Origin of the sequence: Pseudomonas sp. XK-1 (genome assembly GCF_038069885.1) — a bacterium.
Taxonomy (GTDB): domain Bacteria; phylum Pseudomonadota; class Gammaproteobacteria; order Pseudomonadales; family Pseudomonadaceae; genus Aquipseudomonas.
This window is the reverse complement of the sequence record NZ_JBBPES010000001.1, coordinates 1,024,698-1,050,950: the sequence shown is the minus strand read 5'-3', so window position 1 is coordinate 1,050,950 and position 26,253 is coordinate 1,024,698. Positions and strand designations below refer to the sequence as shown.

Sequence of the window (26,253 nt, the reverse complement as noted above, 5' to 3'; positions counted from 1 at the left end):
GCTTTCTTTAACGACCCAGGTGAACATCCATGCAGCCCATGCTGAATATCGCGCTGCGCGCAGCCCGTAGCGCCGGCGAAATGATCTTCCGCTCGACCGAACGCTTGGACGTCATCTCGGTCGACGAGAAAGAAGCCAAGGATTACGTGACCGAGATCGACCGCTCCGCCGAGCAGCTGATCATCCAGGCCCTGCGCAAAGCTTTCCCCAACCACGGCGTACTTGGCGAGGAGAGCGGCCTGAGCGCCGGCAGCGGCGACGGTGCCGACTACCTGTGGATCATCGATCCGCTGGACGGCACCACCAACTTTATCCGCGGCATCCCCCACTACGCCGTCAGCATCGCCTGCAAATACCGCGGCCGCCTGGAACATGCGGTAATCATCGACCCGGTGCGTCAGGAAGAATTCACCGCCAGCCGTGGCCGCGGTGCCGCCCTTAACGGCCGCCGCCTGCGCGTGAGCAACCGCAAGAGCCTCGAAGGTGCCCTGCTCGGCACCGGCTTCCCGTTCCGCGACAGCCAGATGGACAACCTGGAAAACTACCTGGGCATGTTCCGCAGCCTGGTCGGCCAGACCGCCGGCGTTCGCCGCGCCGGTGCCGCCAGCCTGGACCTGGCCTATGTCGCCGCAGGGCGCTTCGACGCCTTCTGGGAATTCGGCCTGTCCGAATGGGACATGGCCGCCGGCGCACTGCTGATCCAGGAAGCAGGCGGCCTGATCAGTGACTTCAACGGTGGTCACGAATTCCTCGAGAAGGGCCAGATCGTTGCCGGCAACACCAAGTGCTTCAAGGCCGTACTGACAGCCATTCAGCCACACCTGTCGGCGTCACTGAAGCGCTGATCGTACGGACAATAAAAAAGCGCCTGCGGGCGCTTTTTTATTGTCCGTCATACCTGGCGACGCCCCTTCGAGCCGTCGCCGCACAACGCTGAAAATGGCTCCAGGCCATTTTCCTATTGCCTGTATTTTTTACTGCTCGCTGGCGGACAGCACCAGCTGACCATCCTTGACCGGAATGCGATTGCCCGGATCGCTGGCCATGCGCACCTGCCCTTCCTTGCCATCGAGCTGATACTTGACGTCATAGCCGACCAGCTTTTCGCTGACATCAGTGACAGTATCGCAACGCGTTTCAGTGGTGGTGTAGGTGTCGCCAGCCTGCATATTCTCCTGCACCTTGTTACCGGCGTAACCACCACCGACAGCACCGGCAACCGTGGCAATCTTCTTGCCTGTGCCGCCACCAACCTGATTACCCAGCAAGCCACCCACTACCGCACCTATGGCGGTACCGGCGATCTGATGCTGATCCTTGACCGGCTTCTGGCGGGTCACCGTGACATCCTCACAGACCTGCCGCGGCGTCTTGATGGTCTCCTTGATCGGCTTGACCGCCAGCACCTCGGCATACTCCGGGCCACCGATCAAACTGTACGTGGCAACAGCACCACCCGCGGTTACACCCACAGCACCCAGCACCGCACCCACCAGCATTGACTTGTTCATAACTATCTCCCGGACTCACTTCGGCGTACAGGCACGCCATTCCCTCTACCTTGGAACACAAAAAAGCCGGGCAAGTTCAACGACTGCCCGGCTTCGTCATTACCGCCAACCCTTAACCAACAGACCTAAGGACGGTCATCAACCTCTTCAGCCACCACCGGCGGGATCAGATCCTCGACCGTCAGGTCCAGCCAGACCAGCACCACGTTGGCGATATACACCGACGAATAAGTACCGGCCGTCACCCCGACAAACAGGGCCACGGAGAAGGCAAACAGATTGTCACCCGCGAACATCAGCAGCGCAGCGATGGCCAACAGAGTGGAAATCGAAGTGGCCATGGTGCGCAGCAGCGTCTGAGTGGTGGAGATATTGATATTGTCGATCAGGCTGGTATTGCGCAGCACGCGGAAGTTTTCCCGCACCCGGTCAAACACCACGATGGTGTCGTTGAGCGAGTAACCGATAATGGCCAGCAACGCCGCCAGCACGGTGAGATCGAAGGTGATCTGGAAGAACGAGAGAATCCCCAGGGTGATGATCACGTCGTGAATAAGGGAAATAATCGCCCCAAGGCCGAACTTCCACTGAAAGCGGAAGGCCAGGTAGAGCATCACCCCACCCAGCGCCAGCAGCAGACCGAGACCACCCTGGTCACGCAGTTCTTCCCCCACCTGCGGCCCGACGAATTCGACCTTCTTGACCTCAAGCTTGTCACCCGCCTGGCGCAATGCCGCGGCCACCTTGGTACCCAAGTCGGCATCGTTACCCTGCATGCGCACCACAACATCGGTGGTCGCACCAAAGCTCTGCACCACAGCATCGGCATAACCCGCACCCGCCAACTGCTGGCGAATCTTGCCGAGCTCAGCCGGCTGTTCGTAACTCAGCTCGATCTGGGTACCACCAGTGAAATCCAGACCCAGATTCAGCCCCTTGGCAAACAGGCTGCCCAACGCCAAGAGCGTGAGCAATACGGTGAAGGCGAACGCAATATTGCGCACCCCCATGAAGTTGATCGTACGCTTCATCACAGCCCCTTAAATCCACAACTTCTTGAAATCACGCCCACCGCAGGTCAGGTTGACCATGCACCGCGTCACCAGAATCGCGGTGAACATCGAAGTGAGAATGCCCAGCGACAGAGTCACCGCAAAGCCCTTGACCGGCCCGGTGCCCATGGCGAACAGGATGCCGCCGACCAGCAGCGTGGTCAGGTTGGCGTCGACGATGGCCGAATAGGCGCGATCGAAGCCTTCGTGAATGGCTCGCTGAATCGACATGCCATTGGCGATTTCCTCGCGAATACGCGAGAAGATCAGCACGTTGGCATCCACCGCCATACCCATGGTCAACACGATACCGGCAATACCCGGCAGGGTCAGGGTGGCACTGAGCAACGACATCAGCGCCAGCAGCAGCACCATGTTCAAGCCCAGCGCGACAGTCGCCAGCACACCGAAGAAACGGTAGATGATCACGATAAACAGCGACACGAACAGCATCGCCCAAAGCGAGGCTTCCAATCCCTTGGCAATGTTGTCGGCCCCCAGACTCGGGCCAATGGTGCGCTCTTCGGCGAAGTACATCGGCGCGGCCAGACCACCGGCGCGCAGCAGCAACGCCAGCTCGGACGACTCGCCCTGGCCATCAAGGCCGGTGATACGGAATTGGCTGCCCAGCGGCGACTGGATGGTCGCCAGGCTGATGATCTTCTTCTCCTCGACGAAGGTCTGGACCTCGACCTCCTTCTCGACGCCATCGACCACCTGGCGCATATAGCGCACCACCGGCTTCTGCTCGATAAAGATCACTGCCATGCTGCGCCCGACATTGTTGCGGGTAGCACGGTTCATCAGATCGCCGCCACGGCCATCCAGACGGATATTGACCTGCGGGCTGCCGTTTTCGTCGAAGCTGGCCTGGGCATCGGTGACCTGGTCGCCGGTGATGATCAGGTCACGCTCCAGCTGCGCCGGCGGACGACCTTCTTCACGGAACTCGAAGCTTTCGGTGGCTGCCTTGGCTGCATCCGGCTCGGCGGCCAGACGGAACTCCAGGTTGGCGGTCTTGCCGAGAATCCGCTTGGCTTCGGCAGTGTCCTGCACGCCCGGCAGCTCGACCACGATGCGGTTGGCACCCTGGCGCTGCACCAGCGGCTCGGCCACGCCCAGCTCGTTGACCCGGTTACGCACCGTGGTCAGGTTCTGCTTGATCGAGTATTCGCGAATCTCCACCAACTTGGCCTGGGTCAGCGCCAGACGCAAAACCTGCTGGCCGCTGCGCTCCACAGTGGTCAGGTCAAAATCGGTGAAATCCTTGCGGATCAGACGCTGGGCCTTCTCCAGAGTGGCTTCATCGGCGAAGCCGAGCTGAATGGCACCATTGAGCTCAGGCAGGCTGCGGTAGCGCACGCGCTCCTTGCGCAGCAGGCTCTTGACCTCCCCCTCATAGACCTTGCGTCGTGCATCCAGGGCCTTGTCCATATCCACTTCCATCAGGAAGTGCACGCCACCGGAAAGATCCAGCCCCAGCTTCATCGGGCTGCCGCCCAGGTTGCGCAACCAGTCCGGCGTGGTTTGTGCCAGGTTCAAGGCCACCACGAACTCATCGCTAAGGGCCTTGCGCACCAGCTCTTTGGCCGGCAACTGATCTTCCGCATCATTCAGGCGCAGCAGACCGGCACGGCCCTGATTGGCCAGGCTGACCGCCTTGACGCTGATGCCCGCGGCTTCCAGCGCACGACTGGCGCGATCCAGGTCGGCCTGCTCGACCCGCATGGCCGAACTGGTGCCGCTGATCTGGATAGCCGGATCGTCCGGGTAGAGATTGGGTGCGGAGTAGAGAAAGCCGATTGCCAGTACAGCCAGGATCAGCAGGTACTTCCAGAGGGGAAATTTGTTGAGCATGACGCCGCCCGTTATGACGCGGGGCGCATTAAGCGCCCCGTCGAATGGTGATGGTGTGTTGCTTAGATCGCTTTCAGTGTGCCCTTGGGCAGCGTGGCGGCGATGGCCACTTTCTGAATTTTCAGCTCAACGGTATCGGACACTTCGATAACCACGAAGTCATCGCTGACCTTGTTAACTTTGCCGGCGATACCACCGCTGGTCACCACTTCGTCACCCTTCTGCAGGTTGCCGATCAGGTTCTTGTGCTCTTTGGCACGCTTGGCCTGTGGGCGCCAGATCATCAGATAGAAGATAACCAGGAAGCCAACCAGAAATACCCATTCAAAACCGCTACCGGCAGGGCCGGCAGCCGGCGCGCCAGCATCGGCGAAAGCAGCGGGGATCAAAAAGCTCATGTAACACTCCTGTTGCAAGGGTCTTTAAAAGTTGAATTATCAGTCCAGAGGCGGCGTTGGTAGCCCGCGTTTGGCATAGAAGGCATCGACAAAGGCGGCCAATGTACCCTGTTGAATAGCCTCGCGCAAACCAGCCATCAAGCGCTGATAGTGGCGCAAGTTGTGGATTGTATTGAGCATGCTGCCCAGCATTTCGCCGCACTTATCCAAATGATGCAGGTAGGCGCGGGAGAAATGTTTGCAGGTGTAACAGTCGCAGGTCGGATCGAGCGGCGAGTCATCCTGTTTGTGGAAGGCATTGCGGATTTTCAGCACGCCAGTGTCGACAAACAGGTGGCCGTTACGCGCATTGCGGGTCGGCATCACGCAGTCGAACATATCCACGCCACGGCGCACACCTTCAACCAGATCCTCCGGCTTGCCCACCCCCATCAGATAGCGCGGCTTGTCGGCCGGAAGTTGCGCCGGCAGATAGTCCAGCACCTTGATCATCTCGTCCTTCGGCTCGCCGACCGACAGCCCGCCAATGGCATAACCGTCAAAGCCGATCTGCTCCAGCCCATCCAGAGAGACTTTGCGCAATTCCTCATGCATGCCGCCCTGGACGATCCCAAACAGCGCCGCCGTGCTTTCGCCATGGGCATCCTTCGAGCGCTTGGCCCAGCGCAGCGACAGTTCCATGGAGCGCTTGGCCACATCGAACTCGGCCGGATAGGGCGTGCACTCGTCGAAGATCATCACGATGTCCGAGCCCAGGTCGCGCTGCACCTGCATCGACTCTTCCGGCCCCATAAACACCTTGGCACCGTCCACCGGCGAGGCGAAATACACCCCCTCCTCCTTGATCTTGCGCATGGCACCCAGGCTGAACACCTGGAAACCGCCGGAATCGGTGAGGATCGGCCCCTGCCACTGCATAAAGTCGTGCAGATCGCCGTGTTTCTTGATCACTTCAGTGCCAGGCCGCAGCCACAGATGGAAGGTGTTGCCGAGGATGATCTGCGCCCCGGTTGCCTCGATATCGCGCGGCAGCATGCCCTTGACCGTGCCATAGGTGCCCACCGGCATAAAAGCCGGGGTCTCCACCACGCCGCGGGGGAACGTCAGCCGACCACGCCGCGCCTTGCCATCGGTGGCAAGCAATTCGAAAGACATCCGGCAGGTGCGCGTCATAGCTGTTCCTCTGGCCCGCGCGGCGCGGGGTTACGGGTAATAAACATGGCATCGCCATAACTGAAGAAGCGGTACTTTCCCGCCACCGCCGCCTGATAGGCCGCCATGGTTTCCGGGTAGCCGGCGAAGGCCGACACCAGCATCAGCAGGGTCGACTCGGGCAGATGGAAGTTGGTCACCAGAGCATCGACCACATGCAACGGCCGCCCGGGGTAGATAAAGATCGTGGTGTCGCCACTGAATGCCTTGAGCACGCCATCGCGCGCGGCACTCTCCAGCGAGCGCACACTGGTGGTGCCGACTGCGATCACCCGGCCGCCCCGCGCACGGCAGGCCGCCACGGCGTCGACCACATCCTGGCCAACCTCCAGCCATTCGCTGTGCATATGGTGATCTTCGATGCGCTCAACCCGTACCGGCTGAAAGGTCCCAGCCCCCACATGCAGGGTCACGAACGCGCTTTCAACACCCTTCTCGGCAATCGCCGCAAGCAACGCCTGGTCGAAATGCAGCCCTGCGGTCGGCGCGGCAACGGCACCGGCCCGCGCGGCATACACCGTCTGGTAGCGCTCGCGGTCGGCTTCGTCATCCGGCCGGTCTATATAAGGAGGCAACGGCATATGGCCGACCCGCTCAAGCAGCGGCAGCACCTCTTCGGCAAAGCGCAACTCGAACAGGGCATCGTGGCGCGCGAGCATTTCGGCCTCGCCGCCGCCATCGAGCAGAATCTTCGAGCCGGGCTTGGGTGACTTGCTCGAACGCACATGGGCCAGCACGCGGTGACTGTCCAGCACCCGCTCGACCAAAACTTCCAGCTTGCCGCCGCTGGCCTTCTGGCCAAACAGTCGCGCCGGAATCACTCGGGTATTGTTGAACACCATCAGATCGCCAGGGCGCAGATAATCCAGCAGATCACTGAACTGTTTATGCGCCAGCGCCCCAGTCGGCCCGTCCAGCACCAGCAAACGGCTGGCACGGCGCTCGGCGAGGGGATGACGGGCGATAAGAGCGTCAGGCAGCTCGAAATGAAAGTCGGCAACACGCATGATCGGAGGAGGGGTCATTTAGCAGGGCGGCAAAGCTTACCGGAAATAGTCCAGGCTGACCACGCAAGTGGATTGACCAACCCCAAGACCATCCCTATACTGCGCCGCCATTGTGCCCCGGTGGCGGAACCGGTAGACGCGGCGGATTCAAAATCCGTTTTCGAAAGAAGTGGGAGTTCGAGTCTCCCCCGGGGCACCACAAACTCGAAAAAAGGCCTTGATTATCAAGGCCTTTTTTATTGCCTGCGATAAAGCCACGACACATCAAAGCGACGCCCTGGCATCACCTCCCGACACCCTCCACACCGTGCGCAAAATGCATGATCCAGGACTTGCCCAGCAGACCTGCAACCCAACAACCGCAAACCCTGGCGGGGCTTGGCATTTGCCTGGGAGTTAGCGTAAAGTTTTGCTCACTGTGTTTGCATGGGTCGCCGAAAATCGTGACCTGGTGCAGTAGATCGCCTTGATCCGCTACATCCCGCTCGACGTCGCACACCTCCTTGCAACCAGTATTCAGCCCTCATATCGAGTGGCGGCTGTCATCAACTCCAGGTTCAAGGAAATACAACATGTCGAATCGTCAGAGCGGTACCGTCAAGTGGTTTAACGACGAGAAAGGTTTTGGTTTTATCACTCCAGAAAGCGGTCCGGATCTGTTCGTGCACTTCCGCGCGATCCAAGGCAACGGCTTCAAGAGCCTGAAAGAAGGCCAGAAAGTCAGCTTTATCGCTGTTCAAGGTCAGAAAGGCATGCAGGCTGACGAAGTTCAAGTTCAGGAATAACCCTGCCGTTTTGCAAAACCCCTGATGGTGACATCAGGGGTTTTTTTATGCCCGTCCGCCCACAGCGATCACCTTAGGGGCCGCCGCCAGGCGATGTTAAAAATGGCTGCAGGCCATTTTTTCCGCGCCTAAATGCCGTATTGTTGCCGCCATTCCGCCAGCCGATTGAGTAAAGAGCCGACCATGCCGAAACACCTGCTGCGCCCACAGGGTGACTTCCCCAGCGCCGGACTGACCCGCCGCCTGGCCGCCCTGTTCTATGATTTTCTGCTGTGCATCGCCCTGCTGATCGTCGTGACCTTTATCTACAAGCTGATCCTGATGGGTTTCTACGGCGAGGCGCAGCTCAAGCAGATGTCCGACGCCGGCGCGCTGGACGGCGACCCGCTGTTGTCCACCCTGCTGTTTTTCAGCCTGTTCGGTTTCTTCGCCAAGTTCTGGACCCACAACGGCCAGACCCTGGGCATGCAGGTCTGGGGCCTGCGCATCCAGAATGCCGACGGCACAGCCATCAGCCTGTGGCAGGCGATGCTGCGCTTTCTGGTTGCCATCGGTTCATGGCTGCCGCTCGGCCTGGGCTATCTCTGGGTACTGTGGGACAAGCAGAAGCGCAGCTGGCATGACATCTACTCGGACAGCCAAGTGGTACAGCTGCCGAAGAACATCCACAAGAAGTAAATCCCGCCCAAAAAATGGCCGGGAGCCATTTCTAAGGCTATGTACCCATTCCGTGTGGCATGGACAGCTTGGGTGGGGTGCGCCGTGCGCACCAAGACTCTGCAGCCAGCGCTGGCGCGCACGACCTAGGCGGCCCCGCGTCACCCTACAAGGTCAGGCCCGGCTCACTTAAGCACCGAGGTCTGAACGCAACAACGTACTGGGACACAGCCATTTTTAACCTCGCGTAGCGAAAGCCCAAAGGCTAGCCACTATGGATGGCAGGCATAAAAAAGCCGGCGTGCACGCAGTGCGCACGCCGGCTTTTTTACGCCCAGATCAACCGGCGCGGCGCAGTAACCAGACGCCAGCAAGGGCGCAGATCGCCGCCGGTGTCAGCACCGCCAGCAACGGCGAGAAGCCAAATACCAGACTGGAAGGCCCAAGCAGGTCCTGGGCGATGCGGAACGTAAAGCCCACCAACACTCCGGTAAATACGCGCTGACCCAGGGTTACCGAGCGCAATGGACCGAAGATAAAGGAAATCGCCATCAGCACCAGGGCCGCGGTCACCAGCGGCTGCAACACCTTGGTCCAGAACGACAGCCAGTACTGGCCATTATTCAGGCCCTGCTCTGCCAGGTAGTGGATATAACGCCACAAACCGCTCATCGACAGCGCATCCGGAGCCAGCACCACGGTGCCGAGCAGCTGCGGGGTCAGCTCGACATCCCAGCGCTCGCTGGCCTGCTTGATGACTTCACTGCTGCGCTCACGGAAATGGGTGGTCACCACGTCCTCCAGCTGCCAATGATCGCCCTGGTACTGGGCACGGCGGGCGAAGCTGGCCGACTGCATGCGGCGCTCGTCATCGAAGCGGTAGCGGGTTACGCCGAACAGTACGCCATTGGGCTGTACCGCGTTGATATGCACGTACTCCTGCCCCTGGCGGTGCCACAGACCACGCTTGGCGCTCTGCGCATCGCCACTGCCCTGGGCCATGGCGCGTCCGGCCTGGGCCTTGTTCTCGCTGTAAGGAGCCAGGTACTCGCCGATCAGCACGCCGACCAGCATCAGCACCAGCATCGGCTTCATCACGGCCCAAACGATGCGCCCGATGGACACCCCGGCCGCGCGCATGATGGTCAGTTCGCTGTTGCTGGCCAGGGAACCAAGGCCGATCAGGCAGCCGATCAGCGCCGCCATCGGCAGCATCTCGTAAATGCGCCGCGGCGCGGTCAGCAGTACATAGCCGGACGCATCGAGCAGGCTGTAGTTGCCTTCGATATCGCCCAGCTCATCGATAAAGGCGAACAGCAGGGCCAGGCCGACGATGATCCCGAGTACGCCGAGAATGGCAACGAACACCTGCGTGCCGATGTATCTATCCAACTTAACCACGGGCCATCTCCTTAGCCACGCCACGGGCGGCCCATTTCAAGCGCAACGGCTCCCAGTAAAGCAGGAGCACGCCAACCAGGGCGAACACCCCATGCACCCACCACAACCCCAGGGCTGGCGGGATCTTGCCTTTTTCCACCGCGCCGCGCGCCGCAATCAGCACGGCCAGGTAGGCCATATACAGCAGGATGGCCGGCAGCAACTTGAGAAAGCGCCCCTGGCGCGGATTGACCCGCGACAGCGGCACCGCCAGCAAGGCAACCACGAACACCAGCACCGGGATCGACAGACGCCACTGCAATTCGGACTGCAGACGCCCGTCCTTGCTGCCCAGCAGCTGACGGGTCGCAATACCCTCGCGGTCCGTCACATCGGCGACCACCTCGGGCTTGGGCAACAGCACTCCATAGGTGTCGTAGCGGATGGCGCGATAATTGGCCTCACCCGGGTTACCGTCATAGCGGTAGCCGTTTTCCAGGATCAGGTAACGGCTGCCATCGGCCTGCAGCTCCTGACGCCCGGATTCGGCAACCAGCACGGAAATGCCGCGCTCCTTGTCGCCCTCGGTGGAAAACCGCTTCTCGGAAATGAATACCCCGGCCAGTTCGCCGCGATCATCGGACAATTCCTCGGAATAGGTCACCCGCGAGCCGTTCTTCATCGACTGGAAACGCCCTGGCACCAGGGTATCCAGCTCGGTCATGGCGCTCTGCTGATTGAGAATCCGCGCCACATGCTCGACCCCCTGGGGAGCCAGGCCCAGGCTCAGCCAGCCCGCCAGCAGCGCTACCAGCGTGGCCGGGGCCAGGGTGTAGACGAATAGACGTTGCTGGCTCATGCCCGTGGCAGAGAGCACGGTCATCTCGCTTTCCAGATACAGGCGTCCATAGGCCAGCAGAATGCCGAGAAACAGCCCCAGCGGCAGAATCAGCTGCAGGAAGCCGGGAATCCGGTAGGCCATGATCAGCAGCAGCACACCGGGATCGAGCAGGCCCTGGGCCGCCTGGGCCAGATAGCGGATAAAGCGGCCACTCATAATGATCACCAACAGCACGGCACTTACCGCACTCAAGGTCACCAACACTTCTCGGGACAGATAACGGAAGACAATCAAACCAGACGCTCCAGGGTTGTCAGGCTCAGGCGGCTACGAGCAAACTAGCCGCACTGCTTGCCGGCTCACCTGAAAGATGAACCATCGGAAAAATAGCCGGCATTATCCTGCAATACCGACTCGTTGTCTTGGGGACACCACGTAATGGAATTTATTGTTAAAAGCGTTCGCCCAGAAACACTAAAAACCGCCACCCTGGTTATCCCTGTTGGTGAAGGTCGCACGCTCGGCGAAATCGGCAAAGCCGTCGACGCGGCCAGCGCCGGAGCCATCAGCGCCCTGCTCAAGCGCGGCGACCTGGCCGGCAAACTCGGCCAGACCCTGTTGGCCCATAACCTGGCGGGGCTCAAGGCCGAGCGGATTTTACTGGTCGGCAGCGGCAAGGACAGCGAATTGTCTGACCGCCAGCTGCGCAAATTGCTCACCGCCACCCATGCCGTGCTGAAAACCCTCGGCGGCAGCGACGCCACCCTGGCCCTGCAGGACCTCCAGGTAAAAGGCCGCGATGCCTATGGCAAGGCCCGCCTGATGGTGGAAACCCTGGCCGACGGTGGCTACCAGTTCGACCGCTTCAAGAGCCAGAAGGCCGACGCCAGCGCCCTGAAGAAGCTCACCCTGCTCAGCGACAAGGCCGACCAGGCCGATGTCGAGCGCGCCACCCGCCAGGCCCTGGCGATTGCCGCCGGTATGGCCCTGACCCGCGATCTGGGCAACCTGCCGCCGAACCTGTGCCACCCCAGCTACCTGGCCGAAGAGGCCAAGGCGCTGGGCAAGGCTTACAAGAACCTCAAGATCGAAGTCCTTGACGAGAAGAAGCTCAAGGAACTGGGCATGGGGGCCTTCCTCGCCGTCGCCCAGGGCAGCGACCAGCCGCCGCGGCTGATCGTACTCAACTACCAGGGCGGCAAGAAAACCGAGAAACCCTACGCCCTGGTCGGTAAAGGCATCACCTTCGACACCGGCGGCATCAGCATCAAGCCCTCCTCCGGCATGGATGAAATGAAGTACGACATGTGCGGTGCCGCCAGCGTATTCGGCACCCTCAAGGCCGTGCTCGAACTGCAACTGCCGATCAACCTGGTGTGCCTGCTAGCCTGCGCCGAGAACATGCCCAGCGGCGGCGCGACTCGCCCTGGCGATATCGTCAGCACCATGAGCGGGCAGACCGTGGAAATCCTCAACACCGACGCCGAAGGCCGCCTGGTGCTGTGCGACACCCTGACCTATGCCGAGCGCTTCAAGCCGCAAGCGGTGATCGACATCGCCACCCTCACCGGGGCCTGCATCGTTGCCCTGGGCAGCAATGTCTCCGGCCTGATGGGCAACAACGAGGAACTGGTGCAGCAGATTCTCGCCGCCGGCCTGACCGCCGACGACCGCGCCTGGCAGCTGCCGCTGTATGACGAATACCAGGAACAGCTCGACAGCCCCTTCGCCGACATCGCCAATATCGGCGGGCCGAAAGCCGGCACCATCACCGCTGGCTGCTTCCTCTCGCGCTTCGCCAAGGCCTACAACTGGGCGCACCTGGATATCGCCGGCACCGCCTGGATCAGCGGCGGCAAGGAAAAAGGCGCGACCGGTCGGCCGGTGCCGATGCTGACGCAGTATCTGCTGGATCGCAGCAACGCCTGAGAACCTGCATCGGATCTGCTGCGCGTCGGCGATACGGCGTTAAAAATGGCCTCGGATGCTCATTTACAGCTCGTAAACTCCGCTTCCTCGACCATTTTTGCCTTGTCTCGCTCTAGCTCGCGAGATCCGAAACAGGTTCTACGCCCCAGGCGCATTGTAGGAGCGGTCTTGACCGCGATTGACTGGTAAGCTGCGCGCCTGTCAGCAAGCCGCTCCTGCAAATAACGCCAAAGCGTGCCGCCATGCCCCGAATTGAATTTTACGTCCTCTCCACCGCCACCCCGGCCGAACGCCTGCGCGCGGCCTGCCAACTGGCGATGAAAGCCTGGCGTGCCGGCCTGCCGGTGTTTGTCCGCGGCAGCGATGTGCAGCAATGCAGTGAGCTGGATGAACTGTTGTGGCGTTTCAAGGCCGAAAGCTTTGTCCCCCACGACCTGCACCAGGACAATCCGCAGGCCCCGGTGACAATTGGCCTGGACGACGAGCCTGCCAGCCAGCAGGGCGTGCTGATCAACCTGGGCAGCACCCTGTCGCCCCATGTCGAGCGCTTTAGCCGGGTGATTGAAATCGTCAACCAGGAACCCGATCTGCTGACCGCCTGCCGGGAGAATTTCCGCAGTTACCGCCAGCGCGGGTATGATCCCAAACGCGTCGAACTCTAGCAGGCCGTTGAAAAACTACCTGCGTTGGCAATACTGCGTTAAAAGCGGCCTCGGAAAGCCGCTTGCGGCTAACGCGCTTTAGCGCGACCCGGAGGGCGAGTGAAACGAGTCATGTTCATTTACAGCCCGTAGCGCCTTGTCTTGCCTGCCTCGCCTACGTTTTTCAACCGCCTCCAAGTTGCACACCATGGACAACCCCAAACCGCCGCAAAAACCTGCTCAGCTGCTGAACGACCTGGAGTCGATCCGCCAACTGCTGGGCGACGAAAGCCTTGAGCCGCCGCTGCTGATCGAGTCGATAGACCCGGACAGCATCCCCCTGCTCTCGGAGATCGTTACCCCGCCGCCCCTGCCGGTGCCCCGTCCCGCGCCGCCCAGCACTGCACCTGCACCTGCACCTGCACCTGCACCTGCACCTGCACCCAGCCTGCGCGACACGGTTGCGCAAAGCATCAGCCGCGACAGCGAAATGAACCGCCTGGACAGCGAACTGCGCGCCGCCGCCGAGCTGATCCTGCAGGATGTGATCGACGACTTCGTGCCGCAGATCGAGGCCGAACTCAAACGCCGCCTGCAGGCGCGCCTGAGCCGACTGCTGCCATCGCGCAAATAGCCGTCCGTAGCGCCCGCTGCCCCGGATCGCATCCGGGCTACGAGTGGCCCATATAGCCTCACGCCCACCAGTCAGCCCCTCCACGCGCGCCCTTACGTCACACAGGCCATCCCCGCTATACTTGTCGGCTTTTCCGTCTAGCCGTCATAAGGGTCCCGCCGCGCATGGACAAGACCTACCAGCCGCACGCCATTGAAACCGCCCTGTACCAGAACTGGGAGGCGAATAACTATTTCGCCCCGCAAGGTGCAGGCGAGCCCTACACCATCATGATCCCGCCGCCGAACGTCACCGGCAGCCTGCACATGGGTCACGGCTTCAACAACTCGATCATGGACTGCCTGATTCGTTTGCGCCGCATGCAGGGCCGCAACACCCTGTGGCAACCCGGCACCGACCATGCGGGCATCGCCACCCAGATGGTGGTCGAGCGTCAGCTGGCCGCCGACGGCATCGGCCGTCACGACCTGGGCCGCGAGAAATTCCTGGAAAAAGTCTGGGAATGGAAGGAACAGTCCGGCGGCACCATCACCCGGCAGATCCGTCGCCTGGGCAGCTCGGTGGACTGGTCGCGCGAGCGCTTCACCATGGACGAAGGCCTGTCCGAAGCGGTCAAGGAAGCCTTCGTGCGCCTGCACCAGGACGGACTGATCTACCGCGGCAAGCGCCTGGTCAACTGGGACACCAAGTTCCACACCGCCATCTCCGACCTTGAAGTGGAAAACCACGACGAGAAGGGCAGCCTGTGGAACCTGCGCTATCCACTGGCCGACGGCAACACCACCGCCGACGGCAAAAACTACCTGATCGTCGCCACCACCCGCCCGGAAACCATGCTCGGCGACAGCGCCGTCGCGGTTAACCCGAGTGACGAACGCTACCAGGCGCTGATCGGCACCTTCGTCGAACTGCCCCTGGTAGGCCGACGCATTCCGATCATCGCAGACGACTACTGCGACCCCGAATTCGGCACCGGCTGTGTGAAAATCACCCCGGCCCACGACTTCAACGACTACGAAGTCGGCAAGCGCCACAATCTGCCGCTGATCAACATTTTCAATGCCGATGCCGCGGTGCTGGCCCGCGCCCAGGTGTTCAATGTCGATGGCAGCGTCAACAGCGAGATCGACGGAAGCCTGCCGGCCGAATACGCCGGCCTCGATCGTTTCGAGGCGCGCAAGCAGATCGTTGCGGCCTTTGAAGCCGCAGGCCTCTTGGAAAGCATCGACGCCCACGCCCTGAAAGTGCCGAAAGGCGACCGCTCCGGCACCATCATCGAGCCGTGGCTCACCGACCAGTGGTACGTCAGCACCAAGCCGCTGGCCGAAAAAGCCATCGCCGTGGTCGAGAGCGGTGAAATCCAGTTCGTGCCCAAGCAGTACGAAAACATGTACTTCAGCTGGATGCGCGATATCCAGGACTGGTGCATCAGCCGTCAGCTGTGGTGGGGCCACCGTATTCCGGCCTGGTACGACGATGCCGGCAACGTCTATGTCGGCCGCGACGAGGCGGAAGTACGCGCTACCCACAACCTCGGCGACGCCAACCTGCGCCAGGACGAAGACGTACTGGACACCTGGTTCAGCTCCGGTCTGTGGACCTTCTCCACCCTCGGCTGGCCGCAACAGACCGAAGCCCTCAAGACCTTCCACCCGACCGACGTGCTGGTCACCGGCTTCGACATCATCTTCTTCTGGGTCGCGCGGATGATCATGCTGTCCACCCACCTGACCGGGCAGATCCCGTTCAAGACCGTGTACGTGCATGGCCTGGTGCGCGACGGCCAGGGCCAGAAGATGTCCAAGTCCAAGGGCAACGTGCTCGACCCGCTGGATATCGTCGACGGCATCACCCTCGACGAGCTGCTGGAGAAACGCACCAGCGGCATGATGCAGCCCAAGCTGGCCGAGAAGATCGCCAAGCAGACCCGTGCCGAGTTCCCCGAGGGCATCGCCGCCTACGGCACCGACGCCCTGCGTTTCACCAACCTGGCGCTGGCCTCCACCGGTCGCGACATCAAGTTCGACATGGGCCGGGTCGAGGGTTACCGCAACTTCTGCAACAAGATCTGGAACGCCGCCAACTTCGTCATCGAGAACACCGATGGCCAGGACACCGGTGTGAATGGCGAGCCGGTCGAGCTGTCCTCGGTGGACCGCTGGATCATCTCCGCCCTGCAGCGCACCGAAGCCGAAGTCACCCGCCAGCTCGACGCCTTCCGCTTTGACCTGGCCGCGCAAGCGCTCTACGAGTTCATCTGGGACGAGTACTGCGCCTGGTACCTGGAGCTGGTCAAGCCAGTGCTGTGGGACGAGAACGCACCGATCGAACGCCAGCGCGGCACCCGCCGCACCCTGGTGCGCGTGCTGGAAGTGGCGCTGCGTCTGGCCCACCCGTTCATGCCGTTTATCACCGAAGAAATCTGGCAGCGGATCAAGGCCCAAGCCGGCGTCAGCGGTGACACCATCATGCTGCAGGCCTGGCCGGTGGCCAATGAAAGCCGTATCGACGCCGCCGCCGAAGGCGATATCGAGTGGGTCAAGCAGCTGATGCTCGGCCTGCGCCAGATCCGTGGCGAGATGAAAATCTCCATGGCCAAGCGCATCGACATCATCCTGGCCAACGCCAGCGACGAAGATCGCCGCCGTCTGGCCGACAATGCGCCACTGCTGAACAAGCTGGCCAAGCTGGAGTCGGTACGGGTGCTGGAAGCGGGCGAAGAAGCACCGATGTCCGCCACCGCCCTGGTCGGCGAGATGCAGGTGCTGGTGCCGATGGCCGGGCTGATCGACAAGGACGCCGAACTGGCGCGCCTGGATAAAGAGATCGCCCGCCTCTCTGGTGAAGTGCAGCGCGTTGGCGGCAAGCTGGCCAACGAAGGCTTCGTCGCCAAGGCACCGGCCGAGGTACTCGACAAGGAGCGCGCCAAGCTGGCCGAGGCGGAACAGGCTCTGGGCAAATTGGCCGACCAACGCGAAAAAATCGCCAACCTTTAACCGCCGCTCACCTGCGCAGCCCCGCGCCCAAGTAGGCGCGGGGCCATTATTCGGCCCTGCGCAGGAACGCTATGCGACATTTAGTAGCGGACTTCTAACTCCTTAGAGGTATTAATTTATCTAGCCACCTGACTTAAGGTCGCATCGATGAATTATTCCCCCTGCCTATTTCTTGAAAATTGAGGCATGGTTCAGCCCCGAGAAATTCTGCGACACCACTACTTATAACAATACCTAACCAGGGAACCCTCACCATGTATGCGTTGATGGCGTTAATTTTCGTCTTTGGCTACCTGTGCATCGCACTGGAACATCCACTGAAGATCGACAAGGCCGCCTCGGCGCTGCTCACCGCAGTGTTGGCCTGGACGGTTTTGGTATTGAGCGCCGACAGCATCCTGCCGATGCTCGAAGCCGGTGCCCACGCCGCCGATAACACCGGTCTGGTGGTTGGCGAGTTGCGTCATCACCTCGGAGAAATTTCCGAAATCCTGTTCTTCCTGATGGGGGCCATGACCATCGTCGAGCTGATCGACGCCCATGAAGGCTTCAAGGTCATCACCGACCGCATCCGCACCAACAAGCGCGTGCACCTGCTTTGGCTGGTGGGGTTGATCACCTTCTTCCTGTCGGCCGCCCTGGATAACCTGGCCACCACCATCGTGATGATCTCGCTGCTGCGCAAGCTGATCGACGATCAGAAAGAGCGCTGGTTCTACGCCGGCATCGTGGTTATCGCCGCCAACGCCGGGGGTGCCTGGTCGCCGATTGGTGACGTCACCACGACCATGCTGTGGATCGGCAACCAGGTCACCGCCAGCGGTATTGTGGTAAAGCTGTTTATTCCAAGCCTGATCTGCCTACTGGTACCGCTGACCATCATGAGCTTCGTACTCAAGGGCGATATCACGCCGCCCAAGCTCAAGGAAAGCCGCGAGAGCCGCCGCGACCCGACCACCCCATTCGAACGCAATCTGGTATTCGTCATGGGCCTGGGCGCGCTGATCTTCGTCCCGGTGTTCAAGACCATCACCCACCTGCCGCCCTATATGGGCATCCTGTTCGGCCTGAGCATCCTCTGGGTCACCACCGAAATCATCCACCGCAGCAAGAACAGCGAAGACAAGGACCCGCTCTCGGTGGTCGGCGTACTGCGCCGCATCGACATCACCAGCGTGCTGTTCTTCCTCGGCATCCTGCTGGCAGTTTCCAGCCTGTCCACCGCTGGCCACCTGATCGATGTCGCCACCTACCTGAAAGACAGCCTGGGCAATATCTACACCATCGCCATCTCCATCGGCCTGCTCTCCGCCGTGGTGGATAACGTGCCGATGGTGGCAGGTGCCATGAAGATGTACCCCCTGGTCAGCCCGGAAGTCCTGGCCAGCAGCGCTGCCAGCGAGCTGCCGTGGTTGAGCAACTTTGTGGTCAATGGCAACTTCTGGGAAATGCTCGCCTACTGCGCCGGTACCGGCGGCAGCTGCCTGATCATCGGTTCAGCAGCCGGTGTGGCAGCCATGGGCATGGAGAAGATCAACTTTATCTGGTACGTGAAATACATCAGCGGCCTGGCCTTCGCCGGCTATATCGCCGGCGCGCTGAGCTATATCGCGATCTTCGCCATCTGAGTGAAGACGGGTGCTGCGCCGCAGCACCCGTCATAGCCTCCAGGAGCGCAACGCCCTATGGATGTAAGCAAAACCAGAACCAGCTTCTACCGCAGGCTCTATGTGGCCTGGCTGATCGACAGCGGCAGCGCCTGCAGCGTGCCCGCACTGATGGCGGCCACCGGCATGCCGCGGCGCACCGCCCAGGACACCCTGAGCGCCCTGGCCGAACTGGATATCGACTGTGTCTTCCAACAGGAAAGCGGCGAGCGCAATAACGCCGGGCACTACGTCGTTCGTAGCTGGGGGCCGATCAACCCACAGTGGATTAGCGCCAATCTGGCGCAGATCAAGCGCGTGCTGGATTATCCCTAACCACATGCGCAGCTCCCGCCGCCTGTTACTGGTCATCCTGTTTCTGCTCGGCCTATTCGCATTGTTCGAGGCCCTGGGGCTGCGAGCGCACTTCAATCTGCACACCCTGCAAGCCATGCTTTTGATGCACCCGCTGGTTGGCCTGCTGGCGTTTACCCTGCTGTTCGCCCTGGGCAACCTGATTCAGATTCCCGGCTGGGTCTTCCTAGCCGCCGCGGTACTGGCACTGGGGCGGGTCTACGGCGGTATCGCCACCTTCTTCGCGGCCAGCGTTTCCTGCGTGTTCACTTACGTCACCATCCGCTACCTGGGAGGCGACGCCTTGCGCGGGCTGGACAATCGCCTGGCGCAACGCCTGCTCGCTGGCCTGGATCGTCATCCCCTGACCAGCATCATCGCCCTGCGCATGATGTTTCAGACCGTGCCGGCGCTGAACTACGCCCTGGCGCTGTCCGGCGTGCCCTTTCGTACCTACCTGCTCGGCACCCTGCTCGGCCTGCCGCTGCCGATCGCGCTTTACTGCCTGTTCTTCGATTACCTGGTGATGTGGCTGAATATTGTCTAGCGACGCGCAACCCGCGCCCAGCTGTGGGAAAATCCCGCCCCCCAAGCCTTAGATCCCCCTGCCATGTCCCTGCCGCCGAAACGCCCCAGCCGTAAACCCGTAGCGCCGCGCCCGGCCGCAAGCAAGCCCGGCACCGGTACGCCCGATGCCACCAAGGGCCAGTTACACCCGCGCAACCGCCATCAGGGGCGCTATGACTTTCCCGCGCTGATCAAGGCCAGTCCGGAGCTGGCGGCCTTTGTGATCATCAATCCCTATGGCAATGAGAGCATCGACTTCGCCAACCCGGCGGCGGTCAAGGTGTTCAATCGGGCGCTGCTCAAGCAGTTCTATGGCATCGCGCATTGGGATATTCCGGCGGATTATCTGTGCCCGCCGATCCCCGGCCGCGCCGATTACCTGCATTACCTGGCCGACCTGCTGGCCCGCAGCAATGGCGGCGAGATACCGCGCGGGGCCAGGGTACGGGCGCTGGATATTGGCGTGGGGGCCAACTGCATCTACCCGCTGCTGGGCAACCGCGAATATGCCTGGCAGTTTCTCGGCTCGGACATCGCCGCCAGCGCCATCGCCTCGGCCAAAACCATCGTGCAGGCCAACCCGGGCTTGAACGACGCCATCGAGCTGCGCCAGCAGAGCGACAGCACGCATATCTTCCAGGGGCTGCTGCAACGCGATGAGCGCTTCGACCTGAGCCTGTGCAACCCGCCCTTCCATGCCAGCGCGGAAGAGGCCAGCAGCGGCAGCAAACGCAAATGGCGCAACCTGGGCAAGCTCGACCCCAAACGCAAACTGCCGGTACTGAACTTCGGCGGTCAGGCGGCGGAGCTGTGGTGCAAGGGCGGTGAGGCGGCCTTTGTCAGCCGCTTGATCGAGGAAAGTGTCGAGGTCGGCCAGCAGGTGCTGTGGTTTAGCAGCCTGATTTCCAAGGCCGGCAACCTGCCAGGTGTTTACAGCGCCCTGAAAAAGGCCGGCGCGCTGCAGGTACAGACCGTGGAAATGGCCCAAGGCCAGAAGCAGAGCCGCTTTGTTGCCTGGACCTTCCAGACGCCGGAACAGCAGCAGGCCTGGCGAAAAGCGCGCTGGTCGTAGGATGGGTCGGACCGCGTAGGTTGAGCGCAGCGATACCCATGCCGCCCGAGGCCAACGCGTGCTACCAGGGCAACCAGCCGCCCAGCACCAGCCACAACCCGGCCACCCCCATGCTGAGCAAGGTCACCGGCACGCCGCTGCGGGCAAAGTCGACAAAGCTCAGCGGCACGCCCTGACGCCGCGCACTTTCGGCGACGATCAGGTTGACCACGCTGCCGATCAGCAGCAGGTTGCCGGCCAGGGTCGACATGATCGCCAGGCCCACCCGCATCGACTCGGACGCCTCGGGTTGCACGCCCAGCAGCAGTATCACGAAGGGCACATTGCCGATCAGGTTGCTGGCCAGCAGCGATGCACTGGCCAGGGAAATCACCCCCTCGGGTAACAAGCCCAGCCCGGCCAGGTTGCTGGCCATGCCCGCGACCTGCGGCAGACTGAGCGCCGCGCCGGTGACCACAAACAGCCCGGCGAACAGCAGCAACAGGTTCCAATCGACCTTGTGCACATAGTCGCGGCTATCCACCCGCCGCGAAATCATCACCAGGGCGGCAATCAGCAGCGCGGATATCTCCCGCGGCAGATTGGTGGAAAACAACCCGAGCAGCACCAGACTGGCGAGCAGCGGCTTGAGGTAGCTGTGGGTGCCGTAGATTCGCTCCACCGGGGTTTCTTCCTGCGCCACAGGTTTGGCCGTGCCCCAGCGTTTACGCCATTGCAGCCAGATCACCCCATAGGTGATGGTCAACGCAGCCAGCGCCGGCGGGGCGGCGATCCAGCTGTAGGACCAGAAATCCAGGCCGCCGGCCTGGCCGATCAGGATGTTCTGCGGGTTGCCGATCAGGCTGGCGCTGGAGCCGGCATTGCACGACAGCGCCAACGCCAACAGAAAGGGCCGCGGATCCAGGCCGCGCGCCAGCAGGCTATGGCACAGCAGCGGAGTCAGGGCAAAGGCGACGATGTCATTGACCAGCAACGCCGACAGCACGCCGCCCAGCAGCACCACACCCAACAGCAGTAACGCCGGCTGCGCGGCATAGTGAGCGAGGCGCTGGTTAAGCCAGGCATAGACGCCAGAGAAATCGAACTGCGCGCTGATCAGCATCAGCGCCAATAGCAGCAACAGCGCGCCGGCATCCAGATGGTCGGCCGCCTCCCTGGGCGACTGTACACCGGTAAACAGCAACAGAACCGCGGCGCAGCCGGCTATCCAGCTGCGATCGATGCGCAGGCCACGGATGCCCCCTGCGGCCATGCCCAGGTAGGTCAATACAAACAGAATTGAAACGACCCAGAAGGTCATGCCCAGCCATCCCATTGCATGCGCAGGGTTGCGCTGCAGCACTCTAATGGGGCCAGCGCTGGCAGGGAACTGGCGGCCTGGAAAATCTACCGCCATTTGATAGGCAGGGTGTGCCATACGCACCAGAGCATTCAGTCACTCTTGGTGCGCACAGCGCACCCTACAGGGTCAGGCTGCTGCGTCTTACTTGAGCAGTTCGAACAGCGCGACGTTGCCGCTCTTCTCCAGGGCGGTTACCAGGAAATGCCGACCGTTGTGTTCGACATGGACCAGACCTTCCGGGGCCAGCTCGCCGGAACCTGCGCCTTCGCCGGCACCTATAACCTGCAGCACCTTGGGCTGCGCAGGCTGATCCAGATCGATCAGAGCCAGGGCATCGGCGCGTTCCAGGGTGGCAACCACCAGGCGCTTGCCGAAGGCATCGAAACTCACCACGCCTTCCGGCTCGCTGCCTTTGTTAGGGCTGCGCGCATCCGGGTAGACGCCGGCCTCGGCGGCCATATCATCGAGCTGGCTGGCGGTATCGCCGATCAGCTTGCCGCTGATGGCGTCGAACACGCTGACCGTACGTCCACCACCGCTGGGCAGGCCGGCCTTGGTCTTGGCGATTTTCGGGTCGGTATCGCCCTCATCGGCGCTGATCAGATAACGGCCATCGGCGCTCACTGCCAGGGCATCCGGCTCGCGCAGGGCGAACAGTTCACCACTCGGCTCATACTTGCCGTCATCGATGATATCCGCAGCATGGCGCACCGTGCCGAGGCCAAACACCTTGTCCAGTTTGCCTTGCAGGATATCGACCACGGCAATCGCGTTGTTTTCCTGCAGGCTGACGTAGGCCCGCGCACCGTCCGGGCTGAAGATCACGTACTCCGGCTCGATATGTTCAGGGCTGGTGCCGAACGGCACTTTCAACTCTTCACCGTCGATCACCCGTTCCACCAGACGCTTGTGCTCAGCCTGGGTCGCGCCCTCGACGCCGGCCAGGTCCGGCAGGGTGATCAGGCTGTGCTTGGCCGCCGCCACACCGCCGCGCAGGTCGATCAGGCTGATCGAGCCCTCGCCACTGTGAAAGCCCTCGCCGTCACGCACATAGCCTTCGCCTTCGTTGGCCACCACGACAAAATCACCCTTGGGCGAAAATGCCAGGCTGTCCGGCCAGATGCCAATCTCCACGGTATTGAGCAGCTTGCCATCGGCCGCCGCACGGAACTCGACCCGGCCGTTTTTCAGGCCATCGCTGTTGCGGATGCACACGGCAAACAGGTCTTCGCTGGGATGGAAAATCGCCGAGGTGATTTCCCCCGCATCTGCCGCCACCAGGCTGTGGCGAGCCATGCGGTTGAGACCCTTGGCCGGGTCGAGTTGCAGAATATCCACCAGGCCTTCGGCGCTGTTGGACACAATCACACGCATGCTCGAGGCCTGCACACTGACAATTTCGGTGCCGGCGGTAAAGCCACTCTGGTACAAAGCCAGAGGTTTCAGTTCCATTGCCGTGACCAACGGAGCCAGGGCGAAAAGCGCACAAAACGTAGGGATTCGCAGCACAGCAACTATCCTTAAGGCAAAGACATGGGGATTGAACAGATCCGCAGCAGTCTTTACCCGCAGGATGACGCTTTGATGAAGCATTGATGGCATTTCATCCTTGCCACCGAGGTGGTAATACTGCGCCATTACCAGGCGCATCGCCGTAATCCCGGTTGCAACCAAGGGGTTTTAATGAAGTGGAAGAATCTGTTCGTCGCACTGTGCCTGCTGCCGAGCCTGGCGGCCCAGGCCCATGAACAGCGTGTGCTGAATATCAGCGTCGGCGACTGGCCGCCCTATTTGTCCAGCGAGCTGAAACATAACGGCGTGATCGCCCACCTGATCAGCGACCTGTTCGCCGATGAGGGTTATCGCGTCAGGTTCCAGTTTCTGCCCTGGCCCCGCGCCTATGCGTCCGCCGCGGCGGGGCGTTTCGACGCCAGCGCGGTGTGGATGCACAAGGCCGAGCGCGAGGCGGATTTTCTCTTCAGCGCGCCGCTGCTCGACGAGCAGTTCGTGTTCTTTCACCTGAAAAGCCTGCCCTTCGACTGGCAGCGCTTTGACGACCTTACCGGCATGACCCTCGGCGGCGGCCTGGAATACAGTTACGGCCCGGCCTTCGATGCCTTTCTCGCCGAGGACAAGGTGAAGATGGAGCGGGTTTCCAGCGATATGCAGAACTTCGAGAAGCTGCTCAGGGAGCGGGTGGTGCTCTATCCGCAGGAAATCAACGTGGGCTATGCCGCCCTGCGCAACCACTTCAACGCCGCCGATAGGGCCAAGATCACCCACCACCCCAAGCCCCTGCTGGTCAACCTCAGCTACCTGATGCTGCCGAAAAGCCTGGAAGGCAGCCCGGCGCTGCTCGCACGCTTCAACAAGCGCCTGCAGCGCTATCGCGACAGCGGGCGCTACCAGCGCTACTTCGACGACCTGCAACAGGGCCGCTACCAGCAGGAAGTGCCTGACGCACAGCCCGATACGCCCCTGATTCGTTAGCGCCCGATCTCGGCACCCGCCGAAAATCATCAGCGACTCAGCGTGCGGCCATCTGCACCTGCAACAGATCCGCCAATGGCAAGGCCACGCCCAGGCGGCTGAGATTCCAGTAGTGCCCTTCCAGCGTGCGGTTGACCAGCAAGGTGGCCGGTGCCGGCTGCAGGCTGCCCAGCGCGCCCAGAACATCCGGTAACAGGCGCTGCAGCTGTTCATGCAAGGACGTGGCGGCGAAATCCCAGTGCGCGCCGGGCTGCAACAACGGTCCCAGCAGCCCATGCAACTGACGGTACAGGCCATAGGGCGTGGTCGATTGCGGCTGGCGCGTGCCGAGGGCCTGGAAGGCGCGTTCCAGCTGCTCGCCATCGCGGGCCTGCAGGGCCTGATAGGTCTGGGTGTAGGCGGCCAGCAGTTCTGCGGAGAGTGTCTGCACACAGCCGAAGTCATACACCACCAACTCACCCGCGGCGGTGTAGGCAAAATTGCCGGGGTGCGGGTCGGCATGCAGCAGCCCCAGCTCGAAGGCCTGGGCACTCAGCCAGCGCACCAGGGTCAGGGCCAGGCGCTCGCGCACCTCGGCACTGGCCTGGCTGACCTCGGCAAAGGGCAAACCGGCTTCCTCGCTCAGGGCCAGTACCCCGGGCCGGCAGAGGTCTTCCTGGGGCTGCGGCAGGCGCAGGCCCGGCCAATCAGCGAAGTGCTGACGAAAACGCTGCAGGCGCTGCATCTCGGCGGGGTAGTCGAGCTCGGCGCTGATCACCGCCACCAGTTCCTGATACACACCTTCCAGCTGTTTGGCCGGCGCACGGAACAAGCGCCCCAGCGGCAGCAAACGGCGCAGCTGGCGCAGGTCGGCCGCGCAGATCTCGGCAATCCCGGGGTACTGCACCTTGAGCACCAGCGCCCGCCCATCCAGGGCCACCGCACGGTGCACCTGGCCCAGGGACGCGGCGGCAAAGGGCTGCTCGTCGATATGCTGGAAGAACTGCCCCAGGTCGTCGCCATAGACCTGCTGCAAATGACCTCGCAGCGCCTCGAAGGGCAACGCCGGTACGCGGTTCTGCAAATTGCCGAGCGCTGCGGCCACCGGCGGCGGCAGCACGTCCTGCCACTGCGACGCCATCTGCCCGAGCTTGAGTACCGGGCCTTTCATCTGCCCCAGTACCTCGCCAAGCAGGTCGCCCACCGGCTGCCAGTCGATGCCGCTGCGCCCCGGACGCAGGCCTTGCCCCAGCAGGCCACCGCCGATACGTGTGGCGGTACCCGCCAGGGTGAGAAAGCGTCCCAGCGCGGAAGCTACAGGGGGAGTAACCGGAGGCTTGGCCATTGGCGATGCTCGTCAGAACCCACAGTGATCATGCGCCAGTATGGGGCGGTTACCAACGGGCAATCCTGTTAGCGCCGATGACAGAGCAGCAACGCCCCGCGCTATCGGGCATTCCAGAACCGCTGCATTTCCACGAAGAGAAATGAGGCGCTCCAGGTAATCAGCACCAGCCCGGTGAGTGATTCGATACCGGTGAGAAAACGCAGATCACCGTGCGGCTGGATATCGCCGAAGCCGAGGGTGGTGAAGATCGTGAAGGAAAGATACACGGCGTCCATCAAGCTGCCGTCGAAGTTGCCCTCTAGGTAACCCCAGCCATCGGCGCGGTGCATCAGGTAGTAGGCGATGGCGAATATCCACACCTCGACCACATGGGCCAGCAGAGCGCCACCGACCCCCAGCACGATGCGGAAGCGATGGCGCACCTGAATACGCGGTAGCAGCAACGTCAGCCGATAGAGGAACTCGTAATGGAAGATGACCGCGATGACCACGATCAGAGTGTTAGCTAGAAATACGGCGATCATTGGCGATCCTGGGTTGAATGGTTGTACTAGG

Annotated in this window: 24 protein-coding genes and 1 tRNA gene; 13 read left to right on the top strand and 12 right to left on the bottom strand. The window is 61.9% G+C overall.

Translation table 11 applies throughout. The features are described 5' to 3' along the window. The first annotated feature begins 29 nt into the window (after positions 1-29). Positions 30-845 carry a type III secretion system regulator SuhB gene (suhB, locus tag WMW70_RS04650; protein WP_341436320.1) on the top strand — a complete coding sequence of 272 codons (816 nt, stop codon included), beginning with the start codon at positions 30-32 and terminating at the stop codon, positions 843-845. 129 nt (positions 846-974) lie between these two features. Here suhB and WMW70_RS04645 read toward each other — a convergent pair whose 3' ends face one another. The 6 genes from WMW70_RS04645 to queA form a co-directional block, all read right to left on the bottom strand. Next, on the bottom strand, positions 975-1,511 hold the full coding sequence (locus WMW70_RS04645; RefSeq protein ID WP_341436319.1) for a glycine zipper 2TM domain-containing protein: 537 nt from the start codon (positions 1,509-1,511) through the stop codon (positions 975-977). 125 nt (positions 1,512-1,636) lie between these two features. Next, the gene (secF, locus tag WMW70_RS04640; protein WP_341436318.1) at positions 1,637-2,542 is read right to left on the bottom strand and encodes a protein translocase subunit SecF; all 906 of its coding nucleotides are present in this window, start codon (positions 2,540-2,542) and stop codon (positions 1,637-1,639) included. A gap of 9 nt (positions 2,543-2,551) precedes the next feature. Continuing rightward, positions 2,552-4,420: a protein translocase subunit SecD gene (secD, locus tag WMW70_RS04635; RefSeq protein ID WP_341436317.1), complete on the bottom strand. Its 1,869-nt coding sequence runs from the start codon at positions 4,418-4,420 to the stop codon at positions 2,552-2,554. A gap of 62 nt (positions 4,421-4,482) precedes the next feature. Continuing rightward, positions 4,483-4,818, bottom strand: coding sequence for a preprotein translocase subunit YajC (yajC, locus tag WMW70_RS04630; RefSeq protein WP_325508028.1), 336 nt, complete (start codon positions 4,816-4,818; stop codon positions 4,483-4,485). A gap of 39 nt (positions 4,819-4,857) precedes the next feature. After that, positions 4,858-5,973: a tRNA guanosine(34) transglycosylase Tgt gene (tgt, locus tag WMW70_RS04625; protein ID WP_341436557.1), complete on the bottom strand. Its 1,116-nt coding sequence runs from the start codon at positions 5,971-5,973 to the stop codon at positions 4,858-4,860. Positions 5,974-5,987: 14 nt separating this feature from the next. Then, positions 5,988-7,037 carry a tRNA preQ1(34) S-adenosylmethionine ribosyltransferase-isomerase QueA gene (gene queA / locus WMW70_RS04620; protein WP_341436316.1) on the bottom strand — a complete coding sequence of 350 codons (1,050 nt, stop codon included), beginning with the start codon at positions 7,035-7,037 and terminating at the stop codon, positions 5,988-5,990. A gap of 114 nt (positions 7,038-7,151) precedes the next feature. On the opposite strand from queA, the gene WMW70_RS04615 reads away from it, so the two are divergent. The 3 genes from WMW70_RS04615 (at position 7,152) to WMW70_RS04605 (ending at position 8,500) form a co-directional block, all read left to right on the top strand. After that, positions 7,152-7,236: transfer RNA gene (locus WMW70_RS04615), tRNA-Leu, on the top strand. A 373-nt stretch (positions 7,237-7,609) separates the two neighbouring features. Further along, the gene (locus WMW70_RS04610) at positions 7,610-7,822 is read left to right on the top strand and encodes a cold-shock protein (RefSeq protein WP_325508685.1); all 213 of its coding nucleotides are present in this window, start codon (positions 7,610-7,612) and stop codon (positions 7,820-7,822) included. Positions 7,823-8,005: 183 nt separating this feature from the next. After that, positions 8,006-8,500 (top strand): RDD family protein, encoded by a 495-nt coding sequence (locus tag WMW70_RS04605; protein WP_341436315.1) that lies wholly within the window; start codon positions 8,006-8,008, stop codon positions 8,498-8,500. Positions 8,501-8,818: 318 nt separating this feature from the next. Here WMW70_RS04605 and lptG read toward each other — a convergent pair whose 3' ends face one another. Both lptG and lptF read right to left on the bottom strand, forming a co-directional pair. Further along, positions 8,819-9,880 (bottom strand): LPS export ABC transporter permease LptG, encoded by a 1,062-nt coding sequence (gene lptG / locus WMW70_RS04600; protein WP_341436314.1) that lies wholly within the window; start codon positions 9,878-9,880, stop codon positions 8,819-8,821. Continuing rightward, positions 9,873-10,994, bottom strand: a complete 1,122-nt coding sequence (lptF, locus tag WMW70_RS04595) for an LPS export ABC transporter permease LptF (RefSeq protein ID WP_341436313.1) — start codon at positions 10,992-10,994, stop codon at positions 9,873-9,875. Before lptF ends, lptG begins: the two co-directional genes overlap by 8 nt. Positions 10,995-11,138: 144 nt before the next feature. Between lptF and WMW70_RS04590 the strand changes: the two genes are divergently transcribed. The 8 genes from WMW70_RS04590 (at position 11,139) to rlmF (ending at position 20,539) form a co-directional block, all read left to right on the top strand. Next, positions 11,139-12,629, top strand: a complete 1,491-nt coding sequence (locus WMW70_RS04590) for a leucyl aminopeptidase (protein ID WP_341436312.1) — start codon at positions 11,139-11,141, stop codon at positions 12,627-12,629. 242 nt (positions 12,630-12,871) lie between these two features. After that, the gene (locus WMW70_RS04585) at positions 12,872-13,291 is read left to right on the top strand and encodes a DNA polymerase III subunit chi (RefSeq protein ID WP_341436311.1); all 420 of its coding nucleotides are present in this window, start codon (positions 12,872-12,874) and stop codon (positions 13,289-13,291) included. A gap of 187 nt (positions 13,292-13,478) precedes the next feature. Further along, positions 13,479-13,904: a DNA polymerase III subunit chi gene (locus tag WMW70_RS04580; RefSeq protein ID WP_341436310.1), complete on the top strand. Its 426-nt coding sequence runs from the start codon at positions 13,479-13,481 to the stop codon at positions 13,902-13,904. Positions 13,905-14,068: 164 nt separating this feature from the next. After that, positions 14,069-16,900 (top strand): valine--tRNA ligase, encoded by a 2,832-nt coding sequence (locus WMW70_RS04575; protein WP_341436309.1) that lies wholly within the window; start codon positions 14,069-14,071, stop codon positions 16,898-16,900. A 254-nt stretch (positions 16,901-17,154) separates the two neighbouring features. Continuing rightward, entirely contained in the window at positions 17,155-18,528 is a 1,374-nt protein-coding gene (gene nhaD / locus WMW70_RS04570) for a sodium:proton antiporter NhaD (RefSeq protein ID WP_341436308.1), read from the top strand. Between the two features lie 57 nt (positions 18,529-18,585). Next, positions 18,586-18,882, top strand: coding sequence for a winged helix-turn-helix domain-containing protein (locus WMW70_RS04565; protein WP_341436307.1), 297 nt, complete (start codon positions 18,586-18,588; stop codon positions 18,880-18,882). A 4-nt stretch (positions 18,883-18,886) separates the two neighbouring features. Further along, positions 18,887-19,447, top strand: a complete 561-nt coding sequence (locus tag WMW70_RS04560; RefSeq protein WP_341436306.1) for a VTT domain-containing protein — start codon at positions 18,887-18,889, stop codon at positions 19,445-19,447. Between the two features lie 63 nt (positions 19,448-19,510). Further along, positions 19,511-20,539 carry a 23S rRNA (adenine(1618)-N(6))-methyltransferase RlmF gene (gene rlmF, locus WMW70_RS04555; protein ID WP_341436305.1) on the top strand — a complete coding sequence of 343 codons (1,029 nt, stop codon included), beginning with the start codon at positions 19,511-19,513 and terminating at the stop codon, positions 20,537-20,539. A 61-nt stretch (positions 20,540-20,600) separates the two neighbouring features. On the opposite strand, the gene WMW70_RS04550 is transcribed toward rlmF, so the two are convergent. After that, on the bottom strand, positions 20,601-21,839 hold the full coding sequence (locus WMW70_RS04550; protein ID WP_341436304.1) for an SLC13 family permease: 1,239 nt from the start codon (positions 21,837-21,839) through the stop codon (positions 20,601-20,603). A 183-nt stretch (positions 21,840-22,022) separates the two neighbouring features. Then, the gene (locus tag WMW70_RS04545) at positions 22,023-23,333 is read right to left on the bottom strand and encodes a choice-of-anchor I domain-containing protein (RefSeq protein ID WP_341436303.1); all 1,311 of its coding nucleotides are present in this window, start codon (positions 23,331-23,333) and stop codon (positions 22,023-22,025) included. 231 nt (positions 23,334-23,564) lie between these two features. On the opposite strand from WMW70_RS04545, the gene WMW70_RS04540 reads away from it, so the two are divergent. Beyond that, a complete protein-coding gene (locus WMW70_RS04540) occupies positions 23,565-24,371 on the top strand; it encodes a substrate-binding periplasmic protein (RefSeq protein WP_341436302.1) in 807 nt (268 codons plus the stop codon). Between the two features lie 37 nt (positions 24,372-24,408). Here the strand turns inward: WMW70_RS04540 and WMW70_RS04535 are convergent, their stop codons facing one another. Together WMW70_RS04535 and WMW70_RS04530 are read right to left on the bottom strand one after the other, a co-directional pair. Then, the gene (locus WMW70_RS04535; protein ID WP_341436301.1) at positions 24,409-25,695 is read right to left on the bottom strand and encodes an ABC1 kinase family protein; all 1,287 of its coding nucleotides are present in this window, start codon (positions 25,693-25,695) and stop codon (positions 24,409-24,411) included. A gap of 101 nt (positions 25,696-25,796) precedes the next feature. Then, the gene (locus WMW70_RS04530) at positions 25,797-26,222 is read right to left on the bottom strand and encodes a potassium channel family protein (RefSeq protein ID WP_341436300.1); all 426 of its coding nucleotides are present in this window, start codon (positions 26,220-26,222) and stop codon (positions 25,797-25,799) included. Between the last annotated feature and the right edge of the window lie 31 nt (positions 26,223-26,253).